At 41.2% G+C, this 25,159-nt stretch carries 23 protein-coding genes and 4 tRNA genes; 20 read left to right on the forward strand and 7 right to left on the reverse strand.

Annotated features, from left to right (window positions below):
* The first annotated feature begins 11 nt into the window (after positions 1-11).
* From SAE01_RS06410 to SAE01_RS06455, 10 genes are all read left to right on the forward strand, one after another.
* Complete coding sequence (locus SAE01_RS06410) at positions 12-470, forward strand: response regulator (protein ID WP_147202848.1); 459 nt, start codon at positions 12-14, stop codon at positions 468-470.
* Positions 471-472: 2 nt separating this feature from the next.
* The gene (locus SAE01_RS06415; protein WP_147202849.1) at positions 473-781 is read left to right on the forward strand and encodes a hypothetical protein; all 309 of its coding nucleotides are present in this window, start codon (positions 473-475) and stop codon (positions 779-781) included.
* Positions 782-783: 2 nt separating this feature from the next.
* Complete coding sequence (locus tag SAE01_RS06420) at positions 784-1,077, forward strand: hypothetical protein (protein ID WP_147202850.1); 294 nt, start codon at positions 784-786, stop codon at positions 1,075-1,077.
* Positions 1,077-1,541: an RNA polymerase sigma factor gene (locus SAE01_RS06425; RefSeq protein WP_147202851.1), complete on the forward strand. Its 465-nt coding sequence runs from the start codon at positions 1,077-1,079 to the stop codon at positions 1,539-1,541. Before SAE01_RS06420 ends, SAE01_RS06425 begins: the two co-directional genes overlap by 1 nt.
* Positions 1,519-2,079, forward strand: a complete 561-nt coding sequence (locus SAE01_RS06430) for a 6TM ABC transporter family protein (protein ID WP_147202852.1) — start codon at positions 1,519-1,521, stop codon at positions 2,077-2,079. Before SAE01_RS06425 ends, SAE01_RS06430 begins: the two co-directional genes overlap by 23 nt.
* A gap of 1 nt (position 2,080) precedes the next feature.
* A complete protein-coding gene (locus SAE01_RS06435; RefSeq protein ID WP_147202853.1) occupies positions 2,081-2,449 on the forward strand; it encodes a DUF6808 domain-containing protein in 369 nt (122 codons plus the stop codon).
* A gap of 1 nt (position 2,450) precedes the next feature.
* Positions 2,451-2,921 carry a lysozyme gene (locus SAE01_RS06440; RefSeq protein ID WP_147202854.1) on the forward strand — a complete coding sequence of 157 codons (471 nt, stop codon included), beginning with the start codon at positions 2,451-2,453 and terminating at the stop codon, positions 2,919-2,921.
* A 323-nt stretch (positions 2,922-3,244) separates the two neighbouring features.
* Positions 3,245-3,315: transfer RNA gene (locus tag SAE01_RS06445), tRNA-Trp, on the forward strand.
* Between the two features lie 7 nt (positions 3,316-3,322).
* Positions 3,323-3,395: transfer RNA gene (locus tag SAE01_RS06450), tRNA-Phe, on the forward strand.
* A gap of 5 nt (positions 3,396-3,400) precedes the next feature.
* A tRNA-Cys gene (locus SAE01_RS06455) sits at positions 3,401-3,475 on the forward strand.
* 7 nt (positions 3,476-3,482) lie between these two features.
* On the opposite strand, the gene SAE01_RS06460 is transcribed toward SAE01_RS06455, so the two are convergent.
* A complete protein-coding gene (locus SAE01_RS06460) occupies positions 3,483-4,718 on the reverse strand; it encodes a tyrosine-type recombinase/integrase (protein ID WP_147202855.1) in 1,236 nt (411 codons plus the stop codon).
* 96 nt (positions 4,719-4,814) lie between these two features.
* Positions 4,815-4,888, reverse strand: a tRNA-Arg gene (locus tag SAE01_RS06465).
* A 133-nt stretch (positions 4,889-5,021) separates the two neighbouring features.
* Between SAE01_RS06465 and SAE01_RS06470 the strand changes: the two genes are divergently transcribed.
* The gene (locus SAE01_RS06470; protein WP_147202856.1) at positions 5,022-6,461 is read left to right on the forward strand and encodes an L-serine ammonia-lyase; all 1,440 of its coding nucleotides are present in this window, start codon (positions 5,022-5,024) and stop codon (positions 6,459-6,461) included.
* 66 nt (positions 6,462-6,527) lie between these two features.
* On the opposite strand, the gene SAE01_RS06475 is transcribed toward SAE01_RS06470, so the two are convergent.
* From SAE01_RS06475 to SAE01_RS06485, 3 genes are all read right to left on the reverse strand, one after another.
* Complete coding sequence (locus SAE01_RS06475) at positions 6,528-6,857, reverse strand: hypothetical protein (RefSeq protein ID WP_147202857.1); 330 nt, start codon at positions 6,855-6,857, stop codon at positions 6,528-6,530.
* Positions 6,858-7,096: 239 nt separating this feature from the next.
* A complete protein-coding gene (locus SAE01_RS06480) occupies positions 7,097-8,038 on the reverse strand; it encodes an MBL fold metallo-hydrolase (protein WP_147202858.1) in 942 nt (313 codons plus the stop codon).
* A gap of 303 nt (positions 8,039-8,341) precedes the next feature.
* Positions 8,342-8,977, reverse strand: a complete 636-nt coding sequence (locus tag SAE01_RS06485; RefSeq protein ID WP_147202859.1) for a hypothetical protein — start codon at positions 8,975-8,977, stop codon at positions 8,342-8,344.
* Positions 8,978-9,253: 276 nt separating this feature from the next.
* Here SAE01_RS06485 and SAE01_RS06490 point away from each other — a divergent pair, with 276 nt between their 5' ends.
* Positions 9,254-9,997, forward strand: coding sequence for an META domain-containing protein (locus tag SAE01_RS06490; RefSeq protein WP_147202860.1), 744 nt, complete (start codon positions 9,254-9,256; stop codon positions 9,995-9,997).
* Between the two features lie 63 nt (positions 9,998-10,060).
* Here the strand turns inward: SAE01_RS06490 and SAE01_RS06495 are convergent, their stop codons facing one another.
* Together SAE01_RS06495 and SAE01_RS06500 are read right to left on the reverse strand one after the other, a co-directional pair.
* The gene (locus SAE01_RS06495; protein WP_147202861.1) at positions 10,061-10,540 is read right to left on the reverse strand and encodes a YciI family protein; all 480 of its coding nucleotides are present in this window, start codon (positions 10,538-10,540) and stop codon (positions 10,061-10,063) included.
* 217 nt (positions 10,541-10,757) lie between these two features.
* Complete coding sequence (locus SAE01_RS06500) at positions 10,758-11,588, reverse strand: energy transducer TonB (protein ID WP_147202862.1); 831 nt, start codon at positions 11,586-11,588, stop codon at positions 10,758-10,760.
* A gap of 262 nt (positions 11,589-11,850) precedes the next feature.
* On the opposite strand from SAE01_RS06500, the gene SAE01_RS24415 reads away from it, so the two are divergent.
* The 8 genes from SAE01_RS24415 to SAE01_RS06535 all read left to right on the forward strand — a co-directional run bounded on the left by SAE01_RS24415 (position 11,851) and on the right by SAE01_RS06535 (position 25,130).
* Positions 11,851-12,012: a hypothetical protein gene (locus SAE01_RS24415; protein ID WP_170234097.1), complete on the forward strand. Its 162-nt coding sequence runs from the start codon at positions 11,851-11,853 to the stop codon at positions 12,010-12,012.
* Positions 12,013-12,135: 123 nt separating this feature from the next.
* Positions 12,136-12,546: a c-type cytochrome gene (locus SAE01_RS06505; RefSeq protein ID WP_147202863.1), complete on the forward strand. Its 411-nt coding sequence runs from the start codon at positions 12,136-12,138 to the stop codon at positions 12,544-12,546.
* A gap of 114 nt (positions 12,547-12,660) precedes the next feature.
* Positions 12,661-13,422 carry a ThuA domain-containing protein gene (locus SAE01_RS06510; protein ID WP_147202864.1) on the forward strand — a complete coding sequence of 254 codons (762 nt, stop codon included), beginning with the start codon at positions 12,661-12,663 and terminating at the stop codon, positions 13,420-13,422.
* A 19-nt stretch (positions 13,423-13,441) separates the two neighbouring features.
* Positions 13,442-15,742 carry a DUF7133 domain-containing protein gene (locus tag SAE01_RS06515; protein ID WP_147202865.1) on the forward strand — a complete coding sequence of 767 codons (2,301 nt, stop codon included), beginning with the start codon at positions 13,442-13,444 and terminating at the stop codon, positions 15,740-15,742.
* Positions 15,743-16,243: 501 nt separating this feature from the next.
* Positions 16,244-18,982, forward strand: coding sequence for a c-type cytochrome (locus SAE01_RS06520; RefSeq protein WP_147202866.1), 2,739 nt, complete (start codon positions 16,244-16,246; stop codon positions 18,980-18,982).
* A 268-nt stretch (positions 18,983-19,250) separates the two neighbouring features.
* Positions 19,251-20,306: an aldose 1-epimerase family protein gene (locus SAE01_RS06525; protein WP_147202867.1), complete on the forward strand. Its 1,056-nt coding sequence runs from the start codon at positions 19,251-19,253 to the stop codon at positions 20,304-20,306.
* Between the two features lie 184 nt (positions 20,307-20,490).
* Positions 20,491-23,577 carry a SusC/RagA family TonB-linked outer membrane protein gene (locus SAE01_RS06530; protein WP_147202868.1) on the forward strand — a complete coding sequence of 1,029 codons (3,087 nt, stop codon included), beginning with the start codon at positions 20,491-20,493 and terminating at the stop codon, positions 23,575-23,577.
* 38 nt (positions 23,578-23,615) lie between these two features.
* The gene (locus SAE01_RS06535) at positions 23,616-25,130 is read left to right on the forward strand and encodes a RagB/SusD family nutrient uptake outer membrane protein (protein WP_147202869.1); all 1,515 of its coding nucleotides are present in this window, start codon (positions 23,616-23,618) and stop codon (positions 25,128-25,130) included.
* Positions 25,131-25,159 lie beyond the last annotated feature (29 nt).

Consider the following 25,159-nt stretch of genomic DNA (forward strand, 5'->3'; position numbering starts at 1 on the left):
AGGTAAAAGCAATGGAAGGCACAAGCGTAAACATACTTACTTACATTCTTGAAGATGACGTCGAGATCCATGAAGTGATAAACGACTTGCTGAAGGCAAACGGGATTGTCAACTTTAAACTATATGACGACCCGGCGGAGTTTCTTGAAAATTTATCCGCTGATATCAACATCTGTGTTATTGACCACACCCTTAAAAGTGGCATCAACGGCATTGATGTAATTAAAGCTGTAAAGGCAAGGAACAAAAGAAGCTATGTGATCGTAATGACCGGCCAGGTAAGCTACAAGATTGTAGCGGAGTACTTGAACTTAAAGGCCGACAAATATATCGACAAAAACATCACGGACGAGGACGGTAGGTATATGTACCTCGATGAACTGATTGTATCTATTTCGGAGGGAATAAGCGAAGCCGGAAGGAGAGTCGCCTTTGCCAAGTACTTAGAGGAAACATTAGAAAAATTGTAGGGATGAAACAAGACTGGGCTGCCTTCCTAAAGGATTGGGCGAACCTTATAACCTGGATGATTGCCTTTTTTGCAATTGCCTGGAAAGGCCTGAACACCGCAGAAAAGATTTCAAATAACTGGGTGAAAGGCGCGGTCAAAATCCGGGAGGAAATCGAGGAGATTAAAAAGGAGATGAAGGAAAAGGGCAAAGAGATGGAAAGGCAGGACAGGCGATTCGAAGAACACCAAGCGGAAATATTATCTCTTAAAACGTTGGTTAAGGAGATGGGCAATAGAATGTGGGATTTCTTAAAAAACAAACACGAGTAAAAATGGAAAGTACTACCAAAGTTCAGGAAGCCTCAGTTGACGAAACGGTAAAAGGGAAAACGTCGTTCGGGCTTGATCAGATTGACAACCCAACGCCAAAGTGGGCTACAAAAGCTTTCCGGTGGTTTTTCTACATCACTAGCGTCGCGCTGTTTATAATTTCTGTTGATGATAATATTTCGGCCGCTGTTGCAAAAAACATCGGCAAGTATATATCTATTGCTCTTATGGCCGCGCATGGTTTGAAAACGTTGACCGGCGTTGATGTTGACGAAAACGAGTTTAAAAAAGCGTAGTGGACCTTTGGACAACATACTGGCCAACTCTCCAGAACTACGCTGTTCGCCTTACTAAAAACGAGGACGACGCAAAAGATCTTGTTCAAGAGGTAGCGTACAAAGTTTTAAAATACAACGTGCTTGATAAGTCTTATGAGGAGCAGGTTAAAATATGCAAGGCAACCTTGTACTATACTTTCATGGATAGCCTGAACCTAAGAAAAAAACTAGCAATTAGGCACCGTAAGTATTCGTTCCCGTTAGTACAACAAACGCCGTGCACTACTGAACTAAAGGAAGTGCTTAAAAGCCTAGATGGGGTCAATAAAAAGATGAAGGTTGCGGTACTGGCTTTTGCATACGGTTACTCTGTTAAAGAAATAAGCCAGGCAACCGGCGAAAGTTATACAAACACTCTTACACTTATTCGAAGAGGTAGAATAGCAATAAAAAGAAGTTATGGCAACGAGAAAAACATCTGATGAAAAGCCAGCAATCAAAAGGGCGCCACGTAAAAAGGCCGCTCCTAAGTTAATGGCCGAAACTCAGGCGCAAGAGGAGCCTGCTGAAGTCCAAGTACTAGAAAAGCCACGCCCGATTGAAGTTGCCAGGTCACTTTTCTATAGCGTCAGAAATAGTAAATGGGTATGGGTTATAGTTGCGGCACTCGCCGTTATAATTATTTATTTCTGCTTCCGGGCCTTCAATAAATACCAAGTCAGAAAAAGCATTGAAAAGACCGAAAGAATAAAAGCTACAACCGACCTCCTACAAAAGACCGTGGACCAAATCGTAAATCATAAAATTGACAGCCTCGAAAAGAGCTACAACGAATCCGTAAAAGATGAAAAGCAGGCAACCCATGACCGGGTGGAATACGAGGAAAAAAAAATTCCGGTAGAGAATGAAAAAATTATAAAAAAAAACGCTGAGATAAATGAAAAAGTTAATAAACCTGGTATTAGTGACGCTGATTTGTTTAAGCTCGGTGAGGAGCTCATGTCAGACGACAACCAATGACATGACAATTGATCAGTTCAGGACGGAGTACAAAAAGTTGTTGCTGAGTTTGACAGAGTGTAAAACAAAAGCCGCCTCTTTAGGGCTTCTTGTTACTGACACAATGCTGTTGCATAAAGAGGTGAACCGCAAAGAGAACGTGATCGTGAAACTACAGGAGCAACGCAACGCATGGAAAAGCGCTTACGATACTTTACAGCTGGTGAGTGTAAGTAAGGATGAAACAATTAAGGAGCAAGAGCGAACCATTAAGAAGATTGGCAAGCCGAAGCGGTGGGGATTAGGCCCGGTGGTTGGTTATGGCCTTGCCGGCGCTCTTCCAAATGTATTTGTCGGGGTTGGTGTTCAGTACTCATTTATAAGGTTATAGTATGCGGGTAACAGCAAATAAAATAATTACAAAGGTTGACCAGGTAGGGCTTGACTTCATTGCTCAGGAGGAAGGTTGCATCTTGCACCCGTACCTCGACAGCGTGAAAATTCCTACAATCGGAATCGGTTGCACCTATTACCCCGGAGGTCGGAAGGTTACAATGAGGGACCCCCCTATAACAAAGGAGCAGGCATACGCCCTATTTAAAAACGTGCTGGCTACTTACGAAAAACCGGTGTGGAGTGTTACCCGTGACGACATTACTCAAAATAATTTCAACGCCCTTGTATCGTTGACCTATAACATCGGGGTAGCAGGGTTTAAAGGATCCACATTGCTGAAACGGGTAAACAAAAGCCCTCAAGATGCATTCGGAATAAAAGAAGCTTTTTTAATGTGGAAGAACGCAGGGGGCAAGCCAGTTTTACTAAGCAGACGCAAGCGCGAAGCCGAGCTCTACTTTACATAAATTTTCTCAGTTTAATATTGCTATTTAAGTAAGCCCCCATGTTTCCACAGAGTGGCTTTTTTAGCAATTTTAATGCTTAATCTAAATCAGAGGTGAAGAAAGATTGGGAGACTGTTTTCATACACTTTGCAACGGCCTTTTTTCTGAATCAAAATAATAACCTATTTTAGCCGCGTGAAAAGAAACACATCATATTGTAGTTCGTTTAGTTGGTTTAACAAAACCAATCGGAGTACTATGTATGATACAGATTTAGGATAGAAAATAAAAAATCTTTATACAGCCCGATTGGTTCAATTACTAATCGGGTTTTTTGTTTTCACAGGGATTTAGTGTAATGGTAGCACAGCAGTCTCCAAAACTGTTCGTATAGCTTCGAAACCTGTAACCCTTGCTAATTTGGTGCAGTAGCAAAGTTGGTCTATGCAGAGGACTGAAAATCCTTTGATGTTGGTTCGATCCCAACCTGTACCACATAAGGGCAATTGGCAGAGTGGTCAAATGCAACGGTCCGCAAAACCGTCAAGTCGTAGGTTCAAATCCTACATTGCCCTCAAATTTCTATGCGAACTTATTATCGATCCCCTTTAACCTTTCTAACTGGCGCTGCTTATTATTTACGTCATATATCTTCCTGACCATCGCAGTAGTAGTGTGTCCGTTGTGACTAGCCGCGTCACTTTCACTTAATAACTCTACAGTTTCCGTGGTGTTTGAGTGCTTTAGTGAATAGAAGTCGGCGGTAATGCCTAAGGGCTGTTTTACGTGCTGCAGCCAGCGCCTTGTTATTTGGTCGCGCCTGATTGGTTTTTTACCGCCTGGCTTAAGACGCCGGTGGAATATATACTCATCCGGCTTTGATTCATTTATTAGCTCTTCCCATAAAGGCAGCACCAGCGTTTTGATTGTCCGGTACTCCTCCTTGTATTGCTTACCTTTTTTAACCAGCACTTTGAAGCGTTGTTTTTCAATATCCACATTGGCCGCTTTCACTGATAGTATTTCTGTTATCCGGGATCCGGAATGGAAGAAGATGTGAAGGAAGCGCCAGAAGTTACGGTCCTTTTTCATGATCACGTCGTTCACCTCTTGCCGTTGAGCCGGGGTCAGTGTTTCCCTTATTTTTTTAACTGTCGTTTCCTTATCCATTTCCAGCGGGTAGTTGGCCTCGCACACTTCCATCTTTTTGAGGATCTTAAAGAGCATACCCAGGTGCGCCCGGTACTGGTTGAATGTGTTTGAGGTCCAGACTCCTTTTTTGGTTTTGCCTTTCCTTTTCGAAACGACAATAATACTTTTCTTTTTAAGCTCGCCGCACTTTTCTAGTAGGAGAGTAAGATGTTTTATTCTGATTGCTGAAATAGGGAGCTGCGAGTACTTCAAAGCCTCCGCCGCTTTCTTTATATAGGCCACGATGCTACGAAGGTTGTCCATTGTTTCTTTCCCTGCCTTTACTCTTTCAAGTGCAAAGTCAAGCGCTTTTGTGAACTCCGTCGTTGTGGAAATTTGGGCCTCTGGCTCCCGGTTGAAGAACTGCTCTGTTATTGGATTGTAGAGTTGGTCAACTATCAGTGACCTTTCATTCTCCAGTAGCGCTTGGGTTGCGTCCCGCTTTTCTTTTAACGTAGCGTAGGAGTTCATCCCCTTGACAACAATTTGTTTCACCTGCCCGGTGTTATCGTCGTAAAATCTAAACTTGATTTTCCAGATAAGGTTCACGTTCGCGCGAACCGTTTTCCAATTGGAGGGGAAGACCGTGAAGTTGCCAACACGGCAATTGTTTTCTAATCTCAGCATTTTGGTAACTTTTTTGGTAACGTTACAGAAAAAATGCCGCTTGGTTAAGACTGGTAAAAAACGCTGAAAGCTTTGCTAGTATTGCCTTTCAGTTAGTGACCGCGTTAGGATTCAAACCTAAAACCTTCTGATCCGTAGTCAGATGCTCTATTCAGTTGAGCTACGCAGCCATTCCCTTTTGGGGTGGCAAATATACAAGAATTTTGTTTTCGGCAAATAGCTTCGAGAAAAAAACGGTTAAATCAATTGTAACGTCCTGCGCTTTCGTGTAACAAGTATATTTTTATGCACTAAAAGAATTCAATGCCACATGAGGCCATTTCGGTTTTTGATATGTTTAAAATAGGAGTTGGGCCTTCCAGTTCTCACACACTTGGCCCATGGAAAGCAGCGCTTCGTTGCATTGACGGTATCAAACAAAAAGGCAAGATAGAAGAGGTGGAGAAAGTCTCTGTTTTATTGTATGGATCTCTTGCTAAAACAGGTCGGGGCCATGGAACAGACATAGCTGTTTTATTAGGTTTATGCGGAGAAAATCCCGTTACTATTGATGTTAATAGCATTAATAATAAAATTGAGCAAATTTCAAGAACATTTACGTTAAACATTGCAGGTAGCAACCTAATTCAATTTAATCCTTCTGAGGATATTCATTTCTTATTTAGTGAAACGCTACCATTTCATCCCAATGCGTTGACTTTTTTAATTACCATGCTTAATGGTAAAAACTGGAGTGAGACTTACTATTCAATAGGAGGGGGATTTGTAGTCAAGGAAGGCGAGAAACAATCACAACTACAAACGGTAGACCTTCCTTTTCCAATAAATACTGCTGAAGACCTTCTTCATTGGTGTATGAAAACCGGGCTTTCAATAAGCGAAGTTGTAATGGAAAATGAAAACAGCTGGAGGCCGGAAAGTGAAACGAAAGCAGGAGTGCTACATATTTGGGAGACCATGAAAAACTGCATCTTTCACGGGTGTCATACAACGGGCACATTACCTGGAGGATTGTTCGTAAAGAGAAGAGCATTTGATTTAAATAAAAAGCTTACGATAGGTAAACCATATAACGATTACGTTTCGTGGCTACAGGCGATTAAGAAGGGCGGCGCAAACTTCCAAGTGACACTGGATTGGGTAAGTTGCTTTGCTCTTGCAGTAAACGAGGAAAATGCGGCATTTGGCAGAGTAGTAACTGCGCCCACGAATGGGGCTGCCGGCGTTATCCCTGCAGTGCTTCAATATTATATTGCGTTTTGTTGTTCTGAAGGCTTCTTAATTGATGAAGATAAGATTATACGTTTTTTACTTACGGCCGCTGAGGTAGGCAGTATTTTTAAAAAAGGTTCTACTATTTCAGCCGCAATGGGGGGATGCCAGGCCGAAATTGGGGTATCTTCTGCTATGGCTGCTGCAGGTCTAACAGAAGTAATGGGTGGCACCCAGCGACAATCCTTAATGGCGGCTGAGATTGCCATGGAACATCATCTCGGTATGACCTGCGACCCAATCGGAGGGCTCGTCCAGGTGCCTTGTATCGAACGAAACACCATGGGCGCTATCAAAGCTATTACCGCATCCCAGCTTGCGCTTCAAAGCAGTCCTGATTATGCAAAAGTATCTCTCGATAAAGTGATTGCTACCATGTGGAATACTGCGCTCGATATGAATAGTAAATACAAAGAAACGGCAGATGGTGGTTTGGCAGTGCAGCTGCCTTTAAGTTTGAGTGAGTGTTAAGAGGGTTGCCGGATGACAGTTACTAATTACTGGTTGTAGCTTTAGAGTCCGTATCAATCCGTGCTGTTACCACTCAAGTCTGAATTCTTCGGTAACATCTCCTTCGTATTTTAGTCCGTAGGTTTCTGCTGCATATTTAATAAAACCAGTAAGTTCTTCTCTTTCGATAAGATCTATAAAGCCGTCGTCATCCATATTTAGTTTGTCAAAAGCTTTTGTTACCGTTTCTATAGCTTTCCATATTTCAGATGTTTCTTTGGCCTTTGAGAGATTAAACAGGTACGTATCTAGTATTTTATCACTTTTAGCAATTCTCGTTACTGTAAACAGGTCTTCACCTTCTATCATTCTCTCTGTCCAGGTAAAGGTGGGCTTTTGTTTTACTAAGCTCTGCATCTTGTGCTTTTTAAAATTCTGTCTATATACGTCTGCAATCAATTAAAAGTATGTCTTTTGAATAATAAAATCAATATTAACTCGGGTGCTCGAAAAAGGCTGGAAAAGCAATATTTATGTTCGCGAATTGAGTACGATATAAAAAAAATTAAACATGCGGATGAATACACAAACAGTAAGTAGAAGTGAGTGACACAACAATGTTGACCAAGGAAAAAATGCCTACAACAAAACTGATTTTATAACTTTAAAAGTTGTGCTTGCTGAGGATAGACCAGCTGTAATTGAAGCTTGTTGCTTTGTTGTAGCTGTCTCTTTATTTCAGCAGAGTGATTGCCTGCAGGCTTAATATGTGTGATTAAAACTTTAAAACCCCTCATCGCTTCTTTACCTGTTAATCGGGCCAAATTTTCCATCTCCTGCATTAGCAGGGCAGGAGTGAGGTGACCAAAAAGTTGTTTCGCAGGTTGTTGGTTTGGAAATGAAACTTCTATAAAAATGCCTTTCAGTTTTTTTGTTTTAATCAATGGACTTATGGCCTCCCACAGAAAATTTAGCCTATCGGATTTCTCTGTCTCGTCGGCACCTGTATCACCCAAATAGAGTACATAGTTATCGTTACTTTGGATTAAAAACGCAGTACTTTGATAGGGACTGGAATGACTTAAGGCAAAGGCCTTTACACGCATTTGTGTTTGTTCAAGCGCTATTTCTTCACCTTCCTTAAGGTATGTGTAGTGGTACTTGTTTAATGCGGGTTTATCTCCTTGGTCTGCAAAATTCGCCCAGCTTTTCCAGGTAAAATATTTGTCTTTAATTACATCAAGACAAAATGGTAAACCGTAAATATTTTTTGCTGTATCGTCAGGAGAGTTGATGATTAAACCTGCAAGATGGTCGAGATGAGGATGAGAAATGCAATAGCCCTTAATGTTATTCTTGATAGCCCGTTCAGCTGATGTTTTAAACAGGGAAGCCTTCACCGCTTTTTCAACTCCTGTATGTACGGTTCCTGCATCGAGACAAATGAAGTCGCTACTGTTGAAGGGAGCTACGAGGTAAGCAGACAAGTTACTTTCATCACTTCCACCTTTCACACCTAAAGGAATTACTTTAAACGATTGAGCTGAAAGCTGTAAAAATAAAAACGGTAGTATTAAAAAACAGAGCTTTTGGTACATTGATGCAATGATTAAATCTAATGCTGCGAATGTAAGATTTATTGCCCGAGGTCAAATTTCGAAAACCTTCGAGAAAATATACAGGTAGTATCATTTGGTTGTCGGCAGCAGCAAGATAAAGTGACATTCTTGCGACGCTCCGTTCAACAATTAAATCATTTGTCAAGCTGAGTAATTGCAGGGCCCCAAGGCATTCTTGTTCAATAGACGTAAGTTGGTATTGAATTAGTTTTTGGGAAAATTACTAGCTTTTGAAAATGTTGTACAAAAAGGTCCTAGCTGTAAAGCTGGCTGTTGAAAACGTTACTTAAGAAATCCGAAGTCGACTACGCGCTTTACATATTTTTTATCCTGGATGACCCATGTTACTTCATAGCTTCCGCCATCTTCCCGTTTGAGCATGTAGACATAGATCTTATGACCATCCGCTGATAGATACACTTTGTTTTGGGTCTTTTGCACGCCTTTATCGTAAAATGAAAAAATAGGATTATGTAAGTCGTTGAAAGCTGTTGCGGGAATGGCTACGGTATCTTTATTAATCACGACCATTACATTGTTAATTGTAGTTCTTGGTACCTTTCCATAGTCGCCGAAGTAGGGCTTATTGTCAATTTTCACAAGGTACTTTTCTTCATAAAATCCCAGCTTGTGTTTTGCTTTATCGAAAGGAGCGGCGGTTATTTTAACCTCAATGTTGTCTCCTGCAAACGTAATATAATCAGTTCCAAAACCAGTGATCGGAAGGGTTTTTAATGGCAGCTTTCCCACGCTTTCGTCTATTCCCGCCATGCTGAAAGAAGCAATATCACTACGAATGTCCTTTTCAATAATTCTGGAAAAGAGCTCTTTTTTACTCCTGTAATCAGGATAGTCACCAGTTTGTGCAAAGGCGTTAAAACAAGCCAGTGCTAACAAAACAAATAAAACAATTCGCATGATCAATGTTAATTAAAAGTAGGCTATAAAACTACCGCTTAAAACGATTTGCCTTTGTCTTTACATCCAACGACTGCTAGAAAGTAATGTTAAGAATGAATGACTACCACTTCGGTCTTCATTGTGAAAATGAGGGAAGCGACATCCAGATAAATTAGATAAAAGTTTCATTAGCGATAGAGCAACTTCTCTTTTATTGATAGTAATTTAGCGGAGATTAACTAGACTTTTGCTATTGGCTCTGTACAATTACCACGAAGAAATACTTTATTCCAAATGAGAAACATACTATTGATAATACTCCTGTCCTCCTACTTTACTTATTGTAATTCTTCTAAAGTGGGCCAACGTACAAAAACGACCACACGCAATTCTTCATCAAATACAACTGACCCACTTAGCACCAAAAGAGGCAGCAATGAGGCTTCGAATGATACATTTGTTATTACCGGTTCACAGTATATACCAATAGAGGGTAGAAGTGAAACAGGCACAAATGCTCACCTAGAAGGAGCATGGGAACTTGATTCAATAAATGGATCTTTAGTACCGGGCAGGTCGAATATTAATGTTGAAGTTTTGACTAGCAAACTTCCTGAAGGCATCGAAATAAGGCATGACAGCACTACCAGTACTAAAACGATCAAAGGCGTTACCCATACTACTACTACAGTATTGGTAGATAAAATGGGAAGTCGTGGAAATAACATAACGCCCCCTCAAGGTGCTAATTATCACATACCCGCTAAACCCGGCATTAGTTTTTTTGGCTCTAACGAAACCGTTTCTGGCTTTACCGGTTGTAACAAATTTTCAGGTAGATATTCAATTAGTGCAAAAAATATGATTAGTCTTCGCAACGTTGCTGCGTCCACTAAAATGGTTTGTATCGGAGACTATGATGAAAACGCTTTTCTAAATGCGCTTAGAGATGTTGATTCCTTTAGATTAATCAGCGGAAGGCTAGAGTTATTAGCAGGGAAAACAGTCGTTCTTGTTTTTAATAAAAAGCCTCGATAATCGTTTAAACCTTCCTGCGATCGACAGCTATCTAAAGACAATCGATTTTACAAGATCCAGAAACTAGTAGGTCGTTTTCTCAACTTTTTCTGAAAACTGTAAGTACATGGGTAAGGCTGCGGATCCATACCATTGGTACAGTTCAGTTTCCAAAACTTTCGCCTTTATTGCCGGATCCGTTTCTAATAAAACTTTTGCTTCCGAAATTGTTTTTACATTCAGGATGAATATTCCTCGATAGCCTTTATCATTGTTTTCTAATGGTCCTGCCACAGTTAACTTCCCCTCGTTTGCAAGTCGCCTAATGTTTTGAAGATGGCCACTAAAAATACTATCAGTCTTCTTCTTGTCTGCAATCGTTACTGTCCCTGCTTTCAGTAATACCAAAACATACATTTTCATTCCGTAGTCGTCTGCTCCGAGAGAGTCGGCCAAAGCTTTGTTGAATTTCGGATTGCCCGATTGAGCTTTCGCAGCTAATGACGTTGATAGAAATACCAGCACAATTACAACCTTGAACCAATTGTTAGAATGAAAAGACATAAGCAGCACTTGAATGATGAACTGCTAATTTAATATTTATTCCTACGGAATTGGATTGATTTACAGTACTTGACTTTAAAGGTTTTCAGGCAACAAATATTATTATCTAAAAAGTCGAATTCTTAAGAACACGTACTTTCTTTTCATCACTTTTACTAAAGGGTACAAAGAAGAGGCAGATTAGAACACCGCCTCTTCTTGCAAAATTTTATAGACATTACTCTTCAGCTACCTGGAACGTTACAAACTGAATTGCCTGGTAATTTACTTTTCTGTCATTTTGAATTGCTGGCTCCCACTTAGGTCCCTTCTTTATTATTTTCACAGCTTCTGGTCCGCACGTTGGACAAGCTTTTGGAACCTCTATTGCCTGCACATTGCTAATGCCACCTTCCTTGTCAACGACAAATTGAACTTTCACTGTGTAAAAACCTGTGGGCGCTCCATCGTCTGCAGCCACGTTTGCGTTCAAATTCCTTTCAAGGTATTTCTTCCATGCTTGCATTCCACCCGGAAATCGTGCTTCCTTTTCAACTTTAAAAAATACTTTTTCATAATCTTCTTCAGGCTGTTTTTTAGGTCCTTCCACAACGCTTATGCTTTGTTCAAGGGGTGGTGCCACAAAGCTGTCGTCTTTCGTCCCATCCTGGTTTGCTAAGCCAATCCGGGTATTTTCTAATCTATCAATATCGGGAGGAGGATCTTTAACCAGGTCGTCAGTGACTATAATTGGTTTGGTAAAATGAGAAACAGCAACCGGGATAGGTTTTGATTTTGGCGGCTGAACTGGTATTGGGTCTGGTGCTTTATCGGGCTTCAGATTGTTAAGATGTAATTCAGTTATGTTGATTACTCTTTTTGGTTTATCATCTTCATTAGCAAGAACCTGGGTAAGAAAAAATACAAGACAAAACAGCGACATACCCGACATAGCCCAGGTAATTCTTTTGTCGTAAGTTTTTCTTAGTTCATAGGCTCCGTAATCTTTATTCTTGCCTTCGAAAAGAATATCAAGAAGATCTGCTTTCATGATTTTATCGACTTCCATAGTTTTGTTTTTTTTGTTTGTTAATTGAATAAACGCACAGCCCATTACTTTACTCTAGAAATAAAAATAAGGTCCGGCATTGCTTGTAGACGAGTAAATACACGTGTCCCAAAAAAAGGAACAACGTCATCATAAAATTGAGAATAACGAAAAGTAGATTATTGAGTTCCTGCAGTTGCTCTTAAGCTAAATTCGAAAATTAATGTTCTTCATTGTTTAGATACTTCTTGAGGTTTTTTCCATAAAAAGACCCAGACTATTTATGGGTGATTCGAAAAACAATCATAAAAAATGTCTGTTCTACCAGGTGGACTACTATCGCAAATCCACCACCGGAATTGGTTGGGCTTCCGGTAAATTATTCCTAGTCGTACTACTCTACAAAGAGTGGAAATCTATTTTTACCGATATCCGCTATTGCTAAAAGATTAAATAAGTTATTTGCGCCATTATGTACATTTGTTGAGCGCTTTAACGAAGAAATGTTTAGTTCACTTTAAACGAAAGACGTACTTTTAGTTCAAACAGAAAACACTTAAGTAATCATATGAAAAAAGCTTCGATTTTATTTTTCGGTTTAGTAATTGGCAGTGTGGGAAATTATTATGCTTTCTCCCAAACTAAAAAGCCTGTAAAAAAGACTACTACTACAAAAACAGTAACGACTAAGACTACCTCAGCGTCTTCTAAAGCCGATATAGACCAAGGGAAAAATCTTATTTCTAAATCAGACTGCCTTGCGTGTCACCAGGTAAAGGTGAAGGTTGTTGGACCTGCCTACAGTGCGGTAGCGGCAAAATATCCTGTGACAGATGCAAACGTTGACCAGTTAGCTGGAAAGGTTATAAAAGGTGGAGCCGGAGTCTGGGGGCCAACCCCTATGCCACCGCATGCAACCTTATCAGAAACCGATGCAAAGAAAATGGTGAGATATATTCTATCTTTAAAAGGCCAATAATTTTTAGTCGAAATATTTGTATGTTATTCCAAGCATTATTGCCCCGATTTGTCGGGGTTTTATGCTTCATAAACAATTGCTTGAATAACCCTTTTTTAAAGCATTGCCATTAATATGAAAAGAAATCTACTACATGGACTGCAAATGCTTGCAGTCCTGCTTTTAACCAGCGCGAGCGTTTTGGCAAAAACACAAAGAGTGCTTGTTTTTAGCAAAACCGCTGGCTTCAGGCATACGGCTGCTATTGCTGCAGGAAAAATAAATATACCGTTGCTTGGAACTAAGAACAATTTTGAAGTTGACACAACAGAAAATGCAGATGTATTTACGCCGGAAAATTTAAAGAAGTATGCTGTAGTTGTATTTCTGTGTACCACAGGAAATGTTTTAAACGACCAGCAGCAACAGGCTTTTCAACAGTACATTCAGTCGGGAGGCGGGTTTGTAGGGTTACATTCCGCAGCAGACACAGAGTATGACTGGCCATGGTATGGTGAACTTAATGGTGCATATTTTAAAAGCCATCCCAAGCAGCAGGAAGCTGTGTTTAATATTGTCGATCCCGATAACATTGCAACTGCCCATTTACCCAAGGTATGGAAGCGGTTTGACGAGCTGTACAATTTCAAATGGATAGGAACCGACATACATGTCCTGATTACTATTGATGAAAGCAGCTATACCGGTGGTGCAAATGGAGACAATCATCCAATGGCATGGTACCACGACTTCGATGGCGGTCGTGCTTTTTATACAGCACTTGGTCACGATAATAAATCTTACGACGATCCTCTATACTTACAACATATTCTAGGTGGGATTAAATACGCAATGGGTGTAAATCCTAAAACCTCAGCCAGACCTTCTGCCAAATAATCAATTTATTGCTTTAAATATGAAAAGAATTTTTTCGATCGTTGCATTGCTAGCCTTATCAATGCTGGTGTACACATGTACCGTTACAAAGGGTATCTCAAAAAGTAAAGCCGGTAATCCATATCCTGATCGTTCTTTTAACTCAACGCCTTCATGGACGTACCTAAGTCCTGAAGAAAGCTTGAAGACTTTCAATCTTCCTAAAGGGTACCACATGGAATTGGTTGCGAGTGAGCCAATGATAAAAGAACCGGTTGCAATTGCCTGGGACGGTAACGCAAGGATGTATGTGGCAGAAATGTTGACCTATATGCAAGATGCCGACGCAAGCAACGAAAGAATGAATGTAAGCCGTATAATGCTTTTGGAAGATACGGATAACGATGGCAAGATGGATAAGAGTAGCGTGTTTATTGACAGCCTTTTATTGCCCCGGATGATCCTGTGTGTAAACCACGAATTGCTTGTTAATGAAACAAATACAATAACCGTCAATAGTTATAAAGATACAAATGGCGATGGCAAGGCCGACGTGAAAAGAACCGTGTTTGAAAAGCCTGGTTATTCGGTCAGCGATGCGAATATGGAGCATCAGAGAAGCGGTTTAGATTGGAACCTCGACAACTATATCTACCTGACTTACGACCCGATTAGGTTCCGTTACACCACCGGAATGTTGAAGGCCGACTCAATTCCAAGTGGCACCGGTGGACAATGGGGCGTTACTCATGATAACTATGGCCGCTTATTCTTGTCGAGTGCAGGAGGAGAGAATCCGATGGTTCGGGTGCAAATAAACCCTGCTTATGGGGGGCTTGACCTGCCCGACCAGCTAAGTGACGAATTTCAACAAGTGTGGCCGATAGTGGCAACAGCCGATGTGCAGGGCGGAGCACCCCGCATGCGGCCTGATAGTACACTCAATCATTTTACGGCTTCCTGTGGGCAATCTATTTACCGTGGAAATTCGCTTCCTTCAGATCTTGTTGGTGACTACCTGGTTTGCGAGCCTGTTGCTAGAATCATACGCAGGGCAAAGGTGATTAATTTAAAAGGGAAGACAATTGTTCAAAACGCCTATTACCGCCAGGAGTTTATTGCTTCCAACGACATGTTTTTCCGCCCGGTAAATACTTATACAGGCCCTGATGGGAATTTGTACATCGTAGATATGCACCGCGGAATTATTCAACAAGGAAACTGGACAAAACCAGGATCTTATTTGCGTGGCCAGATAGATCAAAAAGGTATTGCAAAAAATGTTGGCCACGGGCGTATTTATCGCGTTGTGTACGACGGTTATAAAGAACAGCCTAAGCCAAAAATGCTGGATGAGTCGGCTAGTAAACTAGTAACATACCTGGACCATAAGAATGGTTGGTGGAGAGACAACGCACAGAAGCAGATCATTATTTTAGGAGATAAATCGGTGGTGCCTGCATTAAAACTTATAGCCTCCGGCCAGCAAGCAACTCTTGCTGAGAAGCCTTCAGCACTTGCACGAATTCACGCGTTATGGACGCTTGAAGGATTGGATGCAATAGATAAGAATACTTTATTTACGGCAATGAAAGATGAAAACCCACAGGTACGAAAAACGGCTGTGTGGATTGGTGAGGCATTTGTAAAAAAGAACGACGAGGAAATGCTGGATAAATTTGCTGACTTGAAAAATGACCCGAGCCACGATGTACGCCTCCAGCTACTATTATCATTGTACAACAGCAAGTCAAAAAAAGCTCAGGACCTTGTACAGTATCTACAATCGAAGAATTCGGATAATGATATGTACGCATCGGTGCAAAAGGCAATGGATCGCAATAACGATGTAAAAACGTATGGTGCAAGGTTGGCCTTCATGCCTGCAGATGAAAGGAAAATGATTCTAGCAGGGGCAGCTACGTTTTCTTCCCTCTGTGTAACATGCCACGGACCGGCAGGTAAAGGAATTGCGATTGCAGGAACGTTGGACTTTGCCGCTCCGCCTCTTACCTCCTCTACAAAAAGGCTTGCAGGAGATAAGACTAATTTGGTAAAAATTGTACTGCACGGATTGAGTGGTCCGATAGAGGGCAAGACATATCCTTCTATAATGCCATCGCTGGCCGCAAACTCTGATGAATGGGTTGCTTCCGTAGTAAATTATGTTAGGTACGAGTTCGGCAAAGTCAATAGCAGGCGCCGGCCTACAGATACAATTGCTCCGTTTGTAACACCGGCTGATGTAAAACTTATAAGAGAGAAAAATGCTTCCCGAAACAAGCCGTGGACATGGGAGGAATTGGATAAAATGAGTGGCGTGAGCCAGGCTAAAAATTGAAGATTTGGCTTGATCAAAAGGTAAGTATTACCTAAAATATTTAACTGGCAAGTGAAGCATCACTTGCCGGTTTTTTTTGTTTTCGATTGTCTTACTGCATGACAGTACATGACAGTTTACTTATTAGCACGACATATTTTGCAATTAATAAAAATGAAAATCTTGAACTAAGATTTCATGTTTATTTAGTAAGTTTACTTATAACGATTTTAAAAAGCTTGTCATGAAAATTATTAACTATTATCTCACTGACTCGGGGCCTCTCCAACTCACATTCTTGTACTCATCAGTTCACTAATAAAAGGCCGGATCTGTCCAGACCTCTCGCTACAAACAATCTAAGTAGCTAAACTTTTAATTTTAGTTGATTTTAAAAAACAGTCTTAAAAAGTTTTATACTTACTGTTTTAACTTTCAAAACTCAGATGTTATTTTGTTCCTGGATTTCATTACGGGACAACAAAAAACCTGTTTTAATTTATTTAAATAACCATATTAATCATGCGTAGTAAAGGGAAGTTGTCTATCAAATTATTCTTAACACTGGCCGTTGTTATTTTAGTTGGCGTTTATTCAACCACTATCAAAAAAATTGGCTTTAGTGCTCCTGAAGATGTTAATCCCAAAGTGCAGAAGCTGAAGCTTCAGCCTAACTTCAAAGCTGAACATCTGTACAGCCCTTCAGAAGCCGGCAACGGGTCATGGGTTGCTATGGCTTTCGACGATAAGGGCCGTATGATCACGTCTGACCAGTACGGGTACTTGTACCGGCTTACTATTCCTCCTGTGGGCGCCGATACAAATACAAACAAAATCAAGGTTGAAAAACTGGAGATAAAAGTTGAAGGAGATACTTCATCGAGCAAGATAAAAATGGGTTTTGCTCATGGCCTCTTGTATGCCTTCAACAGCCTTTATGTAATGGTCAATAATAACCCTACTCCTCCTGCCACAATGAACAGGGGCAGCGGTCTTTATCGTTTGCAGGATACTGATGGTGATGATCAATTTGATAAAATCACATTACTTAAAGCCCTTGTAACTCCCGGTGGAGAACACGGACCGCACAGTATCATTTTGGCCCCGGATAAACAATCAATTTATGTAGTATCGGGAAACCATACAGATGTGCCTGAAATGGATGCCTATCGCTTGCCGAAAACCTGGAAGGAAGATAATTTGTTCCCTTTAATAAAAGATCCTAACGGTCATGCAAATGACCGCTATGCTCCTGGTGGATGGATTGCAAACGTTAATCCTGATGGTTCGAAATGGGAATTGATCAGTGCCGGTTACAGAAATACTTTTGATATTGCTTTTAATGTTGATGACGAATTATTTGGTTACGACTCTGATATGGAGTGGGACTTCGGTATGCCTTGGTACAGGCCGACCCGTATTTGTCATGTAACAAGTGGAAGTGAATATGGATGGCGGACTGGCAATAGCAAGTGGTCTCCAAGTTACCCTGATAATTTGCCTCCGGTCTTAAATGTTGGCCAGGGATCACCAACCAACCTGATAAGTGTGAAGAACGCGAGGTTCCCCGAGAAATTCCGCCGCTCTCTCTTTGCCTTCGACTGGAGTTTTGGTATAATATATTCTGTTCAATTAAAACCGGACGGATCTTCTTATAAAGCTGATGCAGAGGTATTCGCTTCAGGTTCACCTTTACCTCTTACCGATGGCATTATCGGTCCTGATGGCGCTCTTTACTTTCTCACGGGCGGACGAAGACTCGACTCAGATCTTTACCGGGTTTACTATGGTGACAATACGAGTTCAAATGCACCTTTAACTTCAAATCTTACACCGGCACAAAAGCAGGCACAGAACACAAGGAAGCAATTGGAAGCATTTCACGGAAATCCTGATCCGAAAGCTATAAGTACTGCATGGCCTCAACTAAAAAACAGTGATCGTTTTATAAGGTATGCTGCACGCATCGCCGTTGAACATCAGCCGGTAGCCGAATGGCAGGAAAAAGCTTTGTCAGAAAAAGATCCTCAAATATTAACTCAAGCAATGATTGCATTGGCTCGCACCGGAGGATCTGACCTTAAAGCAAGGATGATTAACGCGTTAGCAACTATCAATTTTAGTCAGTTGCCAGAGCCTCAAAAAATAGACGTTGTAAGAGCATTTGAGTTAATAGTTTTACGCATGGGCAAACCAGAAGGTGCTGCGTATGCAAAAATGGTTGGTTACTTAAACCCGCAGTATCCAGCAAAAACAAATGAGTTGAACCGAATACTTGCTAAGGTTCTGGTAAATGTTGAGGCACCGGGAGCGGTATCTAAAACGATGGCACTTATGGCAACCGCTAAAGACGATGATAACGGGCAAAAAACCTTTACAAACTCGGCTGATCTTGTAGGTCGTAATCCCCAGTACGGTCTTGATATTGCCGGAATGCTTGCAAAAACACCTCCTGCACAAAAGATATATTATGCAACTGTTTTAAGCGAAGCTAAAACAGGGTGGACACCTGCATTAAGCGAGAAGTATTTTCAATGGTATAAGACTGCATTCACTTTTAAAGGCGGTAATAGCTATATAGGTTTTATCGACAGAGCAAGAAAGATGGCTCTTGCAAATGTGCCGAAAGACAAAGTAGAACACTACACAGCTATTTCAGGTAATGATTTATTGATCACAAATGGTAGAAGGGTTGCGGTTGTCGGAAATCCGAAGGGCCCGGGAAGAGACTGGAAAATGGAGGATGCTCTTGCTGTCGTTAATAGTGATTCGACTAACCGTGATTTTGCCAATGGTAGAATGTTATTTGGCGCGGCTCTTTGCAGCACATGCCACAGCATGAAGGGCGAGGGCGGAGGTGCGGTAGGTCCTGACCTTTCTCAGCTAGGAACCCGTTTCTCTGACAGAGATATTCTTGAATCCATCATTTTGCCAAGTAAGGTAATCTCTGATCAATATGCCGCTACCGATTTTCACATGAAAGATGGTACTACTATTACAGGAAGATTGAAGAACGAAGAGAATGGAAAGTATTACGTCTCCATGAACCCTTTTTCACCTCAGACCTTGCAAGTAATTCAAAAGAAAGATGTGGCCAACACTAATCTTTCTAATGTATCTATCATGTTTCCTGGTACAATTAATCGGTTGAACAAAGAAGAGGTAAAAGACCTGCTTGCTTACCTTAAATCCGGAGGCAATAAAAACCACGAAGTATACAAGCCGAAGGCAAATAAAGCCACGACAGCATCGGTTAAATAATGTATAGATGAACAGCGCGGTGAATAAAGATTTCGGGGCTGAAGTGAGTGACACAACGATGTTCAAAACAGATAATTAGCTATTAGCAAAAAGGTTCCAAAAAATATTAAAACCTACAACTCGTCCTATTGATTTTTTCAAAAGGTTAATTAATCGAAGTTGTATTGGTTGTCCGGGCAAATGTTTTTCATGGCGTCGTCGTTGTGTCACACACTTGTGCCGAAGTCTATATTGCAACACCTTGAAATTCTAAAAAGGAGGAACAGGTTTGTTAAATCAAAACTGGAAAGGCAAAGTATCTAATATAAAACAACTCGGCGGTATAGAAACGTCGGTGCTCGATAACGGACCCGCCAGGGGAACACGTATAGCATGGATCAATACGGGAACAGGACTGCGGTTTAAAGTGGTGCCTGATCGCGCAATGGATATAGCTGAAACTTTTTATAACCAACACAGTATAGCATGGCTTAGTCATGGCGGCATAACTGCACCTGAACCTTTTTCAAATAGTGGCTTAGACTGGTTAAAAACATTTGGCGGAGGCTTACTAACTACTTGCGGTTTAAGTCATGTTGGCGGTCCGGAAAGCGATGAGTTTGGAGAACGCGGTTTACACGGCAGGATAAGTAATATAGCGGCAGAAATAGAGTCAATTATTCAACCAGATCCGATGGTTGGAAAGATGGAGATGAGCATTACCGGAAGAATGAAAGAAACGCAGGTGCTCGGGCCAAACCTCGAATTGAAACGAACAATATCTGCAACTCTCGGTGAGGCAACTATTCGAATTCATGATGAAGTTTTAAATCGTGGAAATTCTGAAGCTCCTCATATGCTCTTGTATCATTTTAATTTCGGGTATCCGTTAGTTGAAGAGGGCACAGATATCTTGTGGGATGGCAAATGGCAAACACGGGAAGGAATTACCAATAATAAGATTTTTAAGGAAGGAAATAATTACAAGAAGTGTCCAGCTCCCTTACCTGACCATGCGGGTACAGGTGAAGAGGTAGCTATAATCGACATTACTTCAGACGCAACAGGCTGGTGTTCTTGTGGGCTTCACAATAGTCATATTGGCCTTGCGCTTTCGCTGCGTTTTAAAAAAGAACAATTGCCATGGATGATTAATTGGCAACATTGGGGTGAGGGCGAATATGTTACGGGCATAGAACCAGCGACGAATCCACTAATTGGGCAGGCAAAAGCAAGGGAAAGAAAAGAGCTTATCTTTTTGCAACCCGGAGAGACAAGATCATACGACATTGAACTGGAAATGTTAGACAGCGAGGAGCAGATCAAATTGTTCTTGAAGAAATAATGCTCGTCTCTTAAGACGTAGATTAATTGAATTTGCTGAATCTGGATTTCAATAAGTAAATGCTTGAAACCTGCAAGCACTACCATCTATCACCTAAATCTTCTACTATGTTTTCATTACCTGGAAAATAGCCACACAACAAACAAAACATTCATTCATTATTTTAAACGATTGCTTATCCATTATGAAACAATTTTTATTTCAAAAGACAAAGTATCTGTCCGTACTTTTTTTCCTTTTGTCGCTATCCATAGCGGCAGGGGCACAGACAAACCTGAAAGGCAGAATTTTAGACGACAAGGGAGCGGGCCTGTCAGGAGTATCAATCCTGGTTAAAGGTACCGGTAACGGTACGGGTACCGATGCGAATGGAAATTTCTCAATTAACGTTCCTTCAAGTAAAGCCACTTTGGTTATTTCAAGTATCGGTTTTGTAACACAGGAAATTCCTGTCGACGGTCGTAGTAATCTCGATGTTACTTTGGCCCCTGATGTAAGGTCCTTAGAAAACGTGGTGGTAATTGGTTATGGAAGCCAGTTGAGAAAGGAAGTAACCGGTGCAGTACAGACAATCAATGCGAAAGAGTTGAAAGACTTGCCTGTTTCGCAGATAGGTCAAAAACTTCAAGGGCGTTTAGCGGGTGTTCAGATTAATCAAACAACGGGCAAACCGGGACAAGGAATCAACATTAGAATTCGAGGCCAGTTGTCCGTTTCGGCTGGTAGTGATCCCTTGTATGTTGTTGACGGGTTCCCTTTAACCGGTAATATAGGTGCTATAAACCCTGATGAAATTGAAAGTATCTCCATTTTAAAAGATGCCGCTTCTACCTCTTTATATGGCTCCAGGGCAGCTAATGGTGTCGTCTTGATAACTACTAAAAAAGGAAGAAAAGGCCAGACAAGCATGGGCCTCAGCACCTACGTTGGAACGCAGCATGTACCAATGCGAGGCAGGGTTAAAATGATGGATGCCGTTGAATTTGCACAATTTAAAAAAGAGTACTACGAAGATGCAGGGCAACCTGTTCCAATTGAGTTTCAAAACCCTTCTCAATACGAAGGCAAGAACAATGACTGGTATGGTGCGCTGCTAAGAGATGCTCCTATACAAAGTTATAACCTGACACTTACTTCAAATACCGAGAAGTTGAACACCGCATTAGTTGCAGGCGTGTTTGATCAGCAGGGCGTGGTTTTGAATACCCGCTACAAAAGATACTCTCTGCGAATGAATTCTGACTATGCCATATCTGATAGGGTAAAAATAGGCTTCAACCTTGCACCTCAATATGTTTTTGATAATACACCAAGAACGGATGGCGACAGGGGAACAGGTATTCTCTTCAATGCCCTCCACACATGGCCAGTTATGCCTATTTACGACGCCAATGGACAATTGACGAAGTTTAACCAGTTCCCTGGAAGCACAGGTAACATTTTTGCCTATCCTAACTGGGTAAGAGCTGCACAGGAATTAGTAAATGAAACAAAAAATGTGAATATTATATCCAATGCTTACCTCCAATACCAGCCTATTAAAGGATTGACGCTTAAATCTACTATCAACGTAGAATACCTAAATTCGAGGTTCTTCTTTTTCAATCCTTCGACCGCTACCAATGCTATCAATGTTCCCATACCAACAACAGCAGTATCAATCAGGCAAAATACTGAAAACATAAGTTGGCTCAACGAGAACCTTGCAACGTATACGCATAGTTTTGGAGAACATAATTTTGAATTGTTAGGCGGATTTACGCAACAGAAATTTACCCAGAACGCCACCCGGATACAGGCTGATACTTATACTGATGACAGGCTTCCTACCATCCAGGGAGCATTAAACATTGCCCGTGGAGGTACAAACAACCAGGTAAACGAGTGGGGGCTTAATTCCTTTCTCTCGAGGTTAACGTATAATTTTAAAGGAAAATACCTCTTTACTGCTTCGGTTCGTACCGACGGTTCATCTCGTTTTGGGGTTAACAATCGTTGGGGTACGTTCCCTTCTGCTTCGGCAGGATGGGTTATCTCAGACGAAAACTTCCTTAGGAACTCGAAGAGAATATCTTTTGCGAAGTTGAGAGCGAGTTATGGAGTAATTGGAAACAACAATATTGGTAATTACACTCAATACGCGCTTGTTAATAATACAGTGAACGCAGTTTTTGGAAACACTGTTGCAACAGGTGCACAGGTTACCCAACTTGCTAACCCAAACCTCGGTTGGGAGACTACAAAACAAATTGATCTCGGTTTTGACCTTGGCTTATTTAACGACAGGATACAGTTCACATATGACTTCTACACAAAGAACACTACCAACTTACTGTACAGTGTTCAAATTGCGCAGGAAGCAGGATTTGGTAACTTCAATGATAACATAGGTGAAATTAAATTTTGGGGTCATGAGTTTGCTGTAACCACAAGAAATACTGAGGGTAAACTCAGGTGGACCACCAACGCGAATATCTCTTTCAACCGCAACAGGGTATTGGCTTTAGCTGAAGGGATAGATAGAGTGTACGGTTCTTTCCATATTACCAAAGTAGGGCAGCCATTTGGACAGTTTTATGGTATGGTATCAGAAGGTATGTATCTAAACCAGGCAGATCTTGATAAAAGTCCAAAAATTCCTGGCCGTTCCACTGTAGGTAGCATAAAATTAAAGGACGTAAATGGTGATGGTGTTATTACTTATGGTGGTGACTTTGACGACAGAACGATTATAGGAAGTCCATTTCCTAAGTTTACTTATGGCATCGTTAATTCTCTAACATACGGAAACTTTGATTTTAGTGTAGTAGGCTCTGGATCTTACGGCAACCAACTCTTTGTTCGTCACATTTACAGTACAGCTAACCTTGACGGTGTGTTCAATCTGTTGCAGGAGGTGAAATACCGTTTTAGATCGCCATCTAACCCGGGTAAAGGATTTTTCGGAACAACCGTTGGAGGTGGTAATGTAACCGGTATCGAGAGAGACTGGATCAATAGCCGCTTCGTGGCAGATGCTTCTTATTTTACTATTAAAAATGTTACTCTTGGCTATAACATTGGGGTTAAGAATAAAGTGTTCAAATCTGCCCGCGTGTATGCCTCTATTCAACAGCTATATACATTCACCAATTATTGGGGCGGTCCAAATCCTGAGGTTAGTTCACAGGGAGATGGTAATGGTGACGGTGGTAATCTAAGCCAGGGAGTAGACTTTTCCAGTTACCCTGTTCCACGTACCTACACTTTAGGTGTTAACCTTAATTTCTAGAAAAACTTATTATTTTTTAAACTCATTATTCCAACAAAATGACAACAAGAGTTATAATAACCTGCCTTATTGGTTTGGGGTTAACGAGCTGTTCTAAAAACCTTGAGGTAGTGCCGCAGACGTCTTTAAGTTCAGCTACCTTTTTTACCCAGGAAGCAGATTTTAAGCAGGCAGTCAATGCAGCCTATGTTCCCCTCAGAACTATTTATAATAATTTCGATTGGCTTTTGGGAGAGATGCATTCTGACAACACCTACTACTATCGCAACATACTTTTCGGCGCCACGGAACAGCAGGAGAATATTGCTGATTTCAGTTTGCCTACTTCCAACGGTCTTACTACCAACACAAACGTACGGGATGAATACCGCAACTTCTACCAGATTATTGCGCGCGCAAACCAGGTTCTTGCGACCATTGATAAGGTTGAATTTGATGCCGCTTCTAAATCTAATTTGAAGGGACAGGCCCAGTTTCTAAGAGCATTTGCCTACTTCAAACTAGTACAATACTTTGGAAAAGTTCCCCTGCACCTGACACCAGTAACCAACAGGCAGGAGGCAGCAGCTCAGCTGGCATCAGTTGATGAGCTATACAAGCAAATTGAAAGTGATGCAAAAGGCGCTGCCCAGGGATTGTTGAATAAGGCAAAGCAGGAACCCGGAAGGGCTACATCCGGAGCTGCTAAAACTTTGCTGGCTAATTTATACCTGGTTCAAAAAAGGTGGGCTGATGCCGAAGCAATTTCAAAAGAAGTGATTGCAAGTAATGAATATTCATTAATGCCTAATTATGCGGATGCTTTCTCTGGCACTAATAGCAATAAGAACAATGCGGAGTCGGTTTTTGAAGTACAGTTCCAGGAAGGATCTGCGGGTTATAATGGGAACCTGATTTATAGATTTCTTCCTCTTCCGATAACTGCAGGAGAATTGCAACCTATCACAGGAACCTCTAATCCGCAAGGACTATCTGGTGAAGGGAACAATGCACCGACGCCTGATCTCATTGCCGCTTACGAAGCAGGCGACAAAAGAAAAGATGCCTCTATTGCCTACGTAACTCTGAGCCAGAGTTTGCGTGATAATAAGGTGTATCCTTATATTAAAAAGTTTGCAGCTCCACATGCTCAGCATAATAATACAGGGAATAACTGGCCGGTTTACCGCTTCGCAGAAGTCTTATTATTTGCGGCAGAGGCATTAAATGAGCAAAGCAAGGGTGCAGAAGCCTTAACTTATTTGAATAGAGTAAGGGATCGTGCCTTTGGTGCTGGGGTTTCTCCGGTAACGGTTACAGGGCAGGTTCAACTACGCGATATTATAATGAAAGAGAGAAGAGTTGAATTGGCATTTGAAAACAAACGCTGGAATGACCTGGTAAGAACAGGCAAAGCTGTGGAGGTTATTACAGCATACGGAAACAGGGTAAAAGCAAATCCACAAGCTTATTATTATCCGGCCGGTAATGTTCCGCCTAATAACGCCTTTACCAATATAGATTTGGTTTACGGCCTTCCTGCAGATGAGGCAGCGTTAAGCCCGTATTTTTAATTCCTTTAACGACAATAATTCAAAACCAA

It is taken from the genome of Segetibacter aerophilus (genome assembly GCF_007991655.1).
In the GTDB taxonomy this organism is placed as follows: domain Bacteria; phylum Bacteroidota; class Bacteroidia; order Chitinophagales; family Chitinophagaceae; genus Segetibacter; species Segetibacter aerophilus.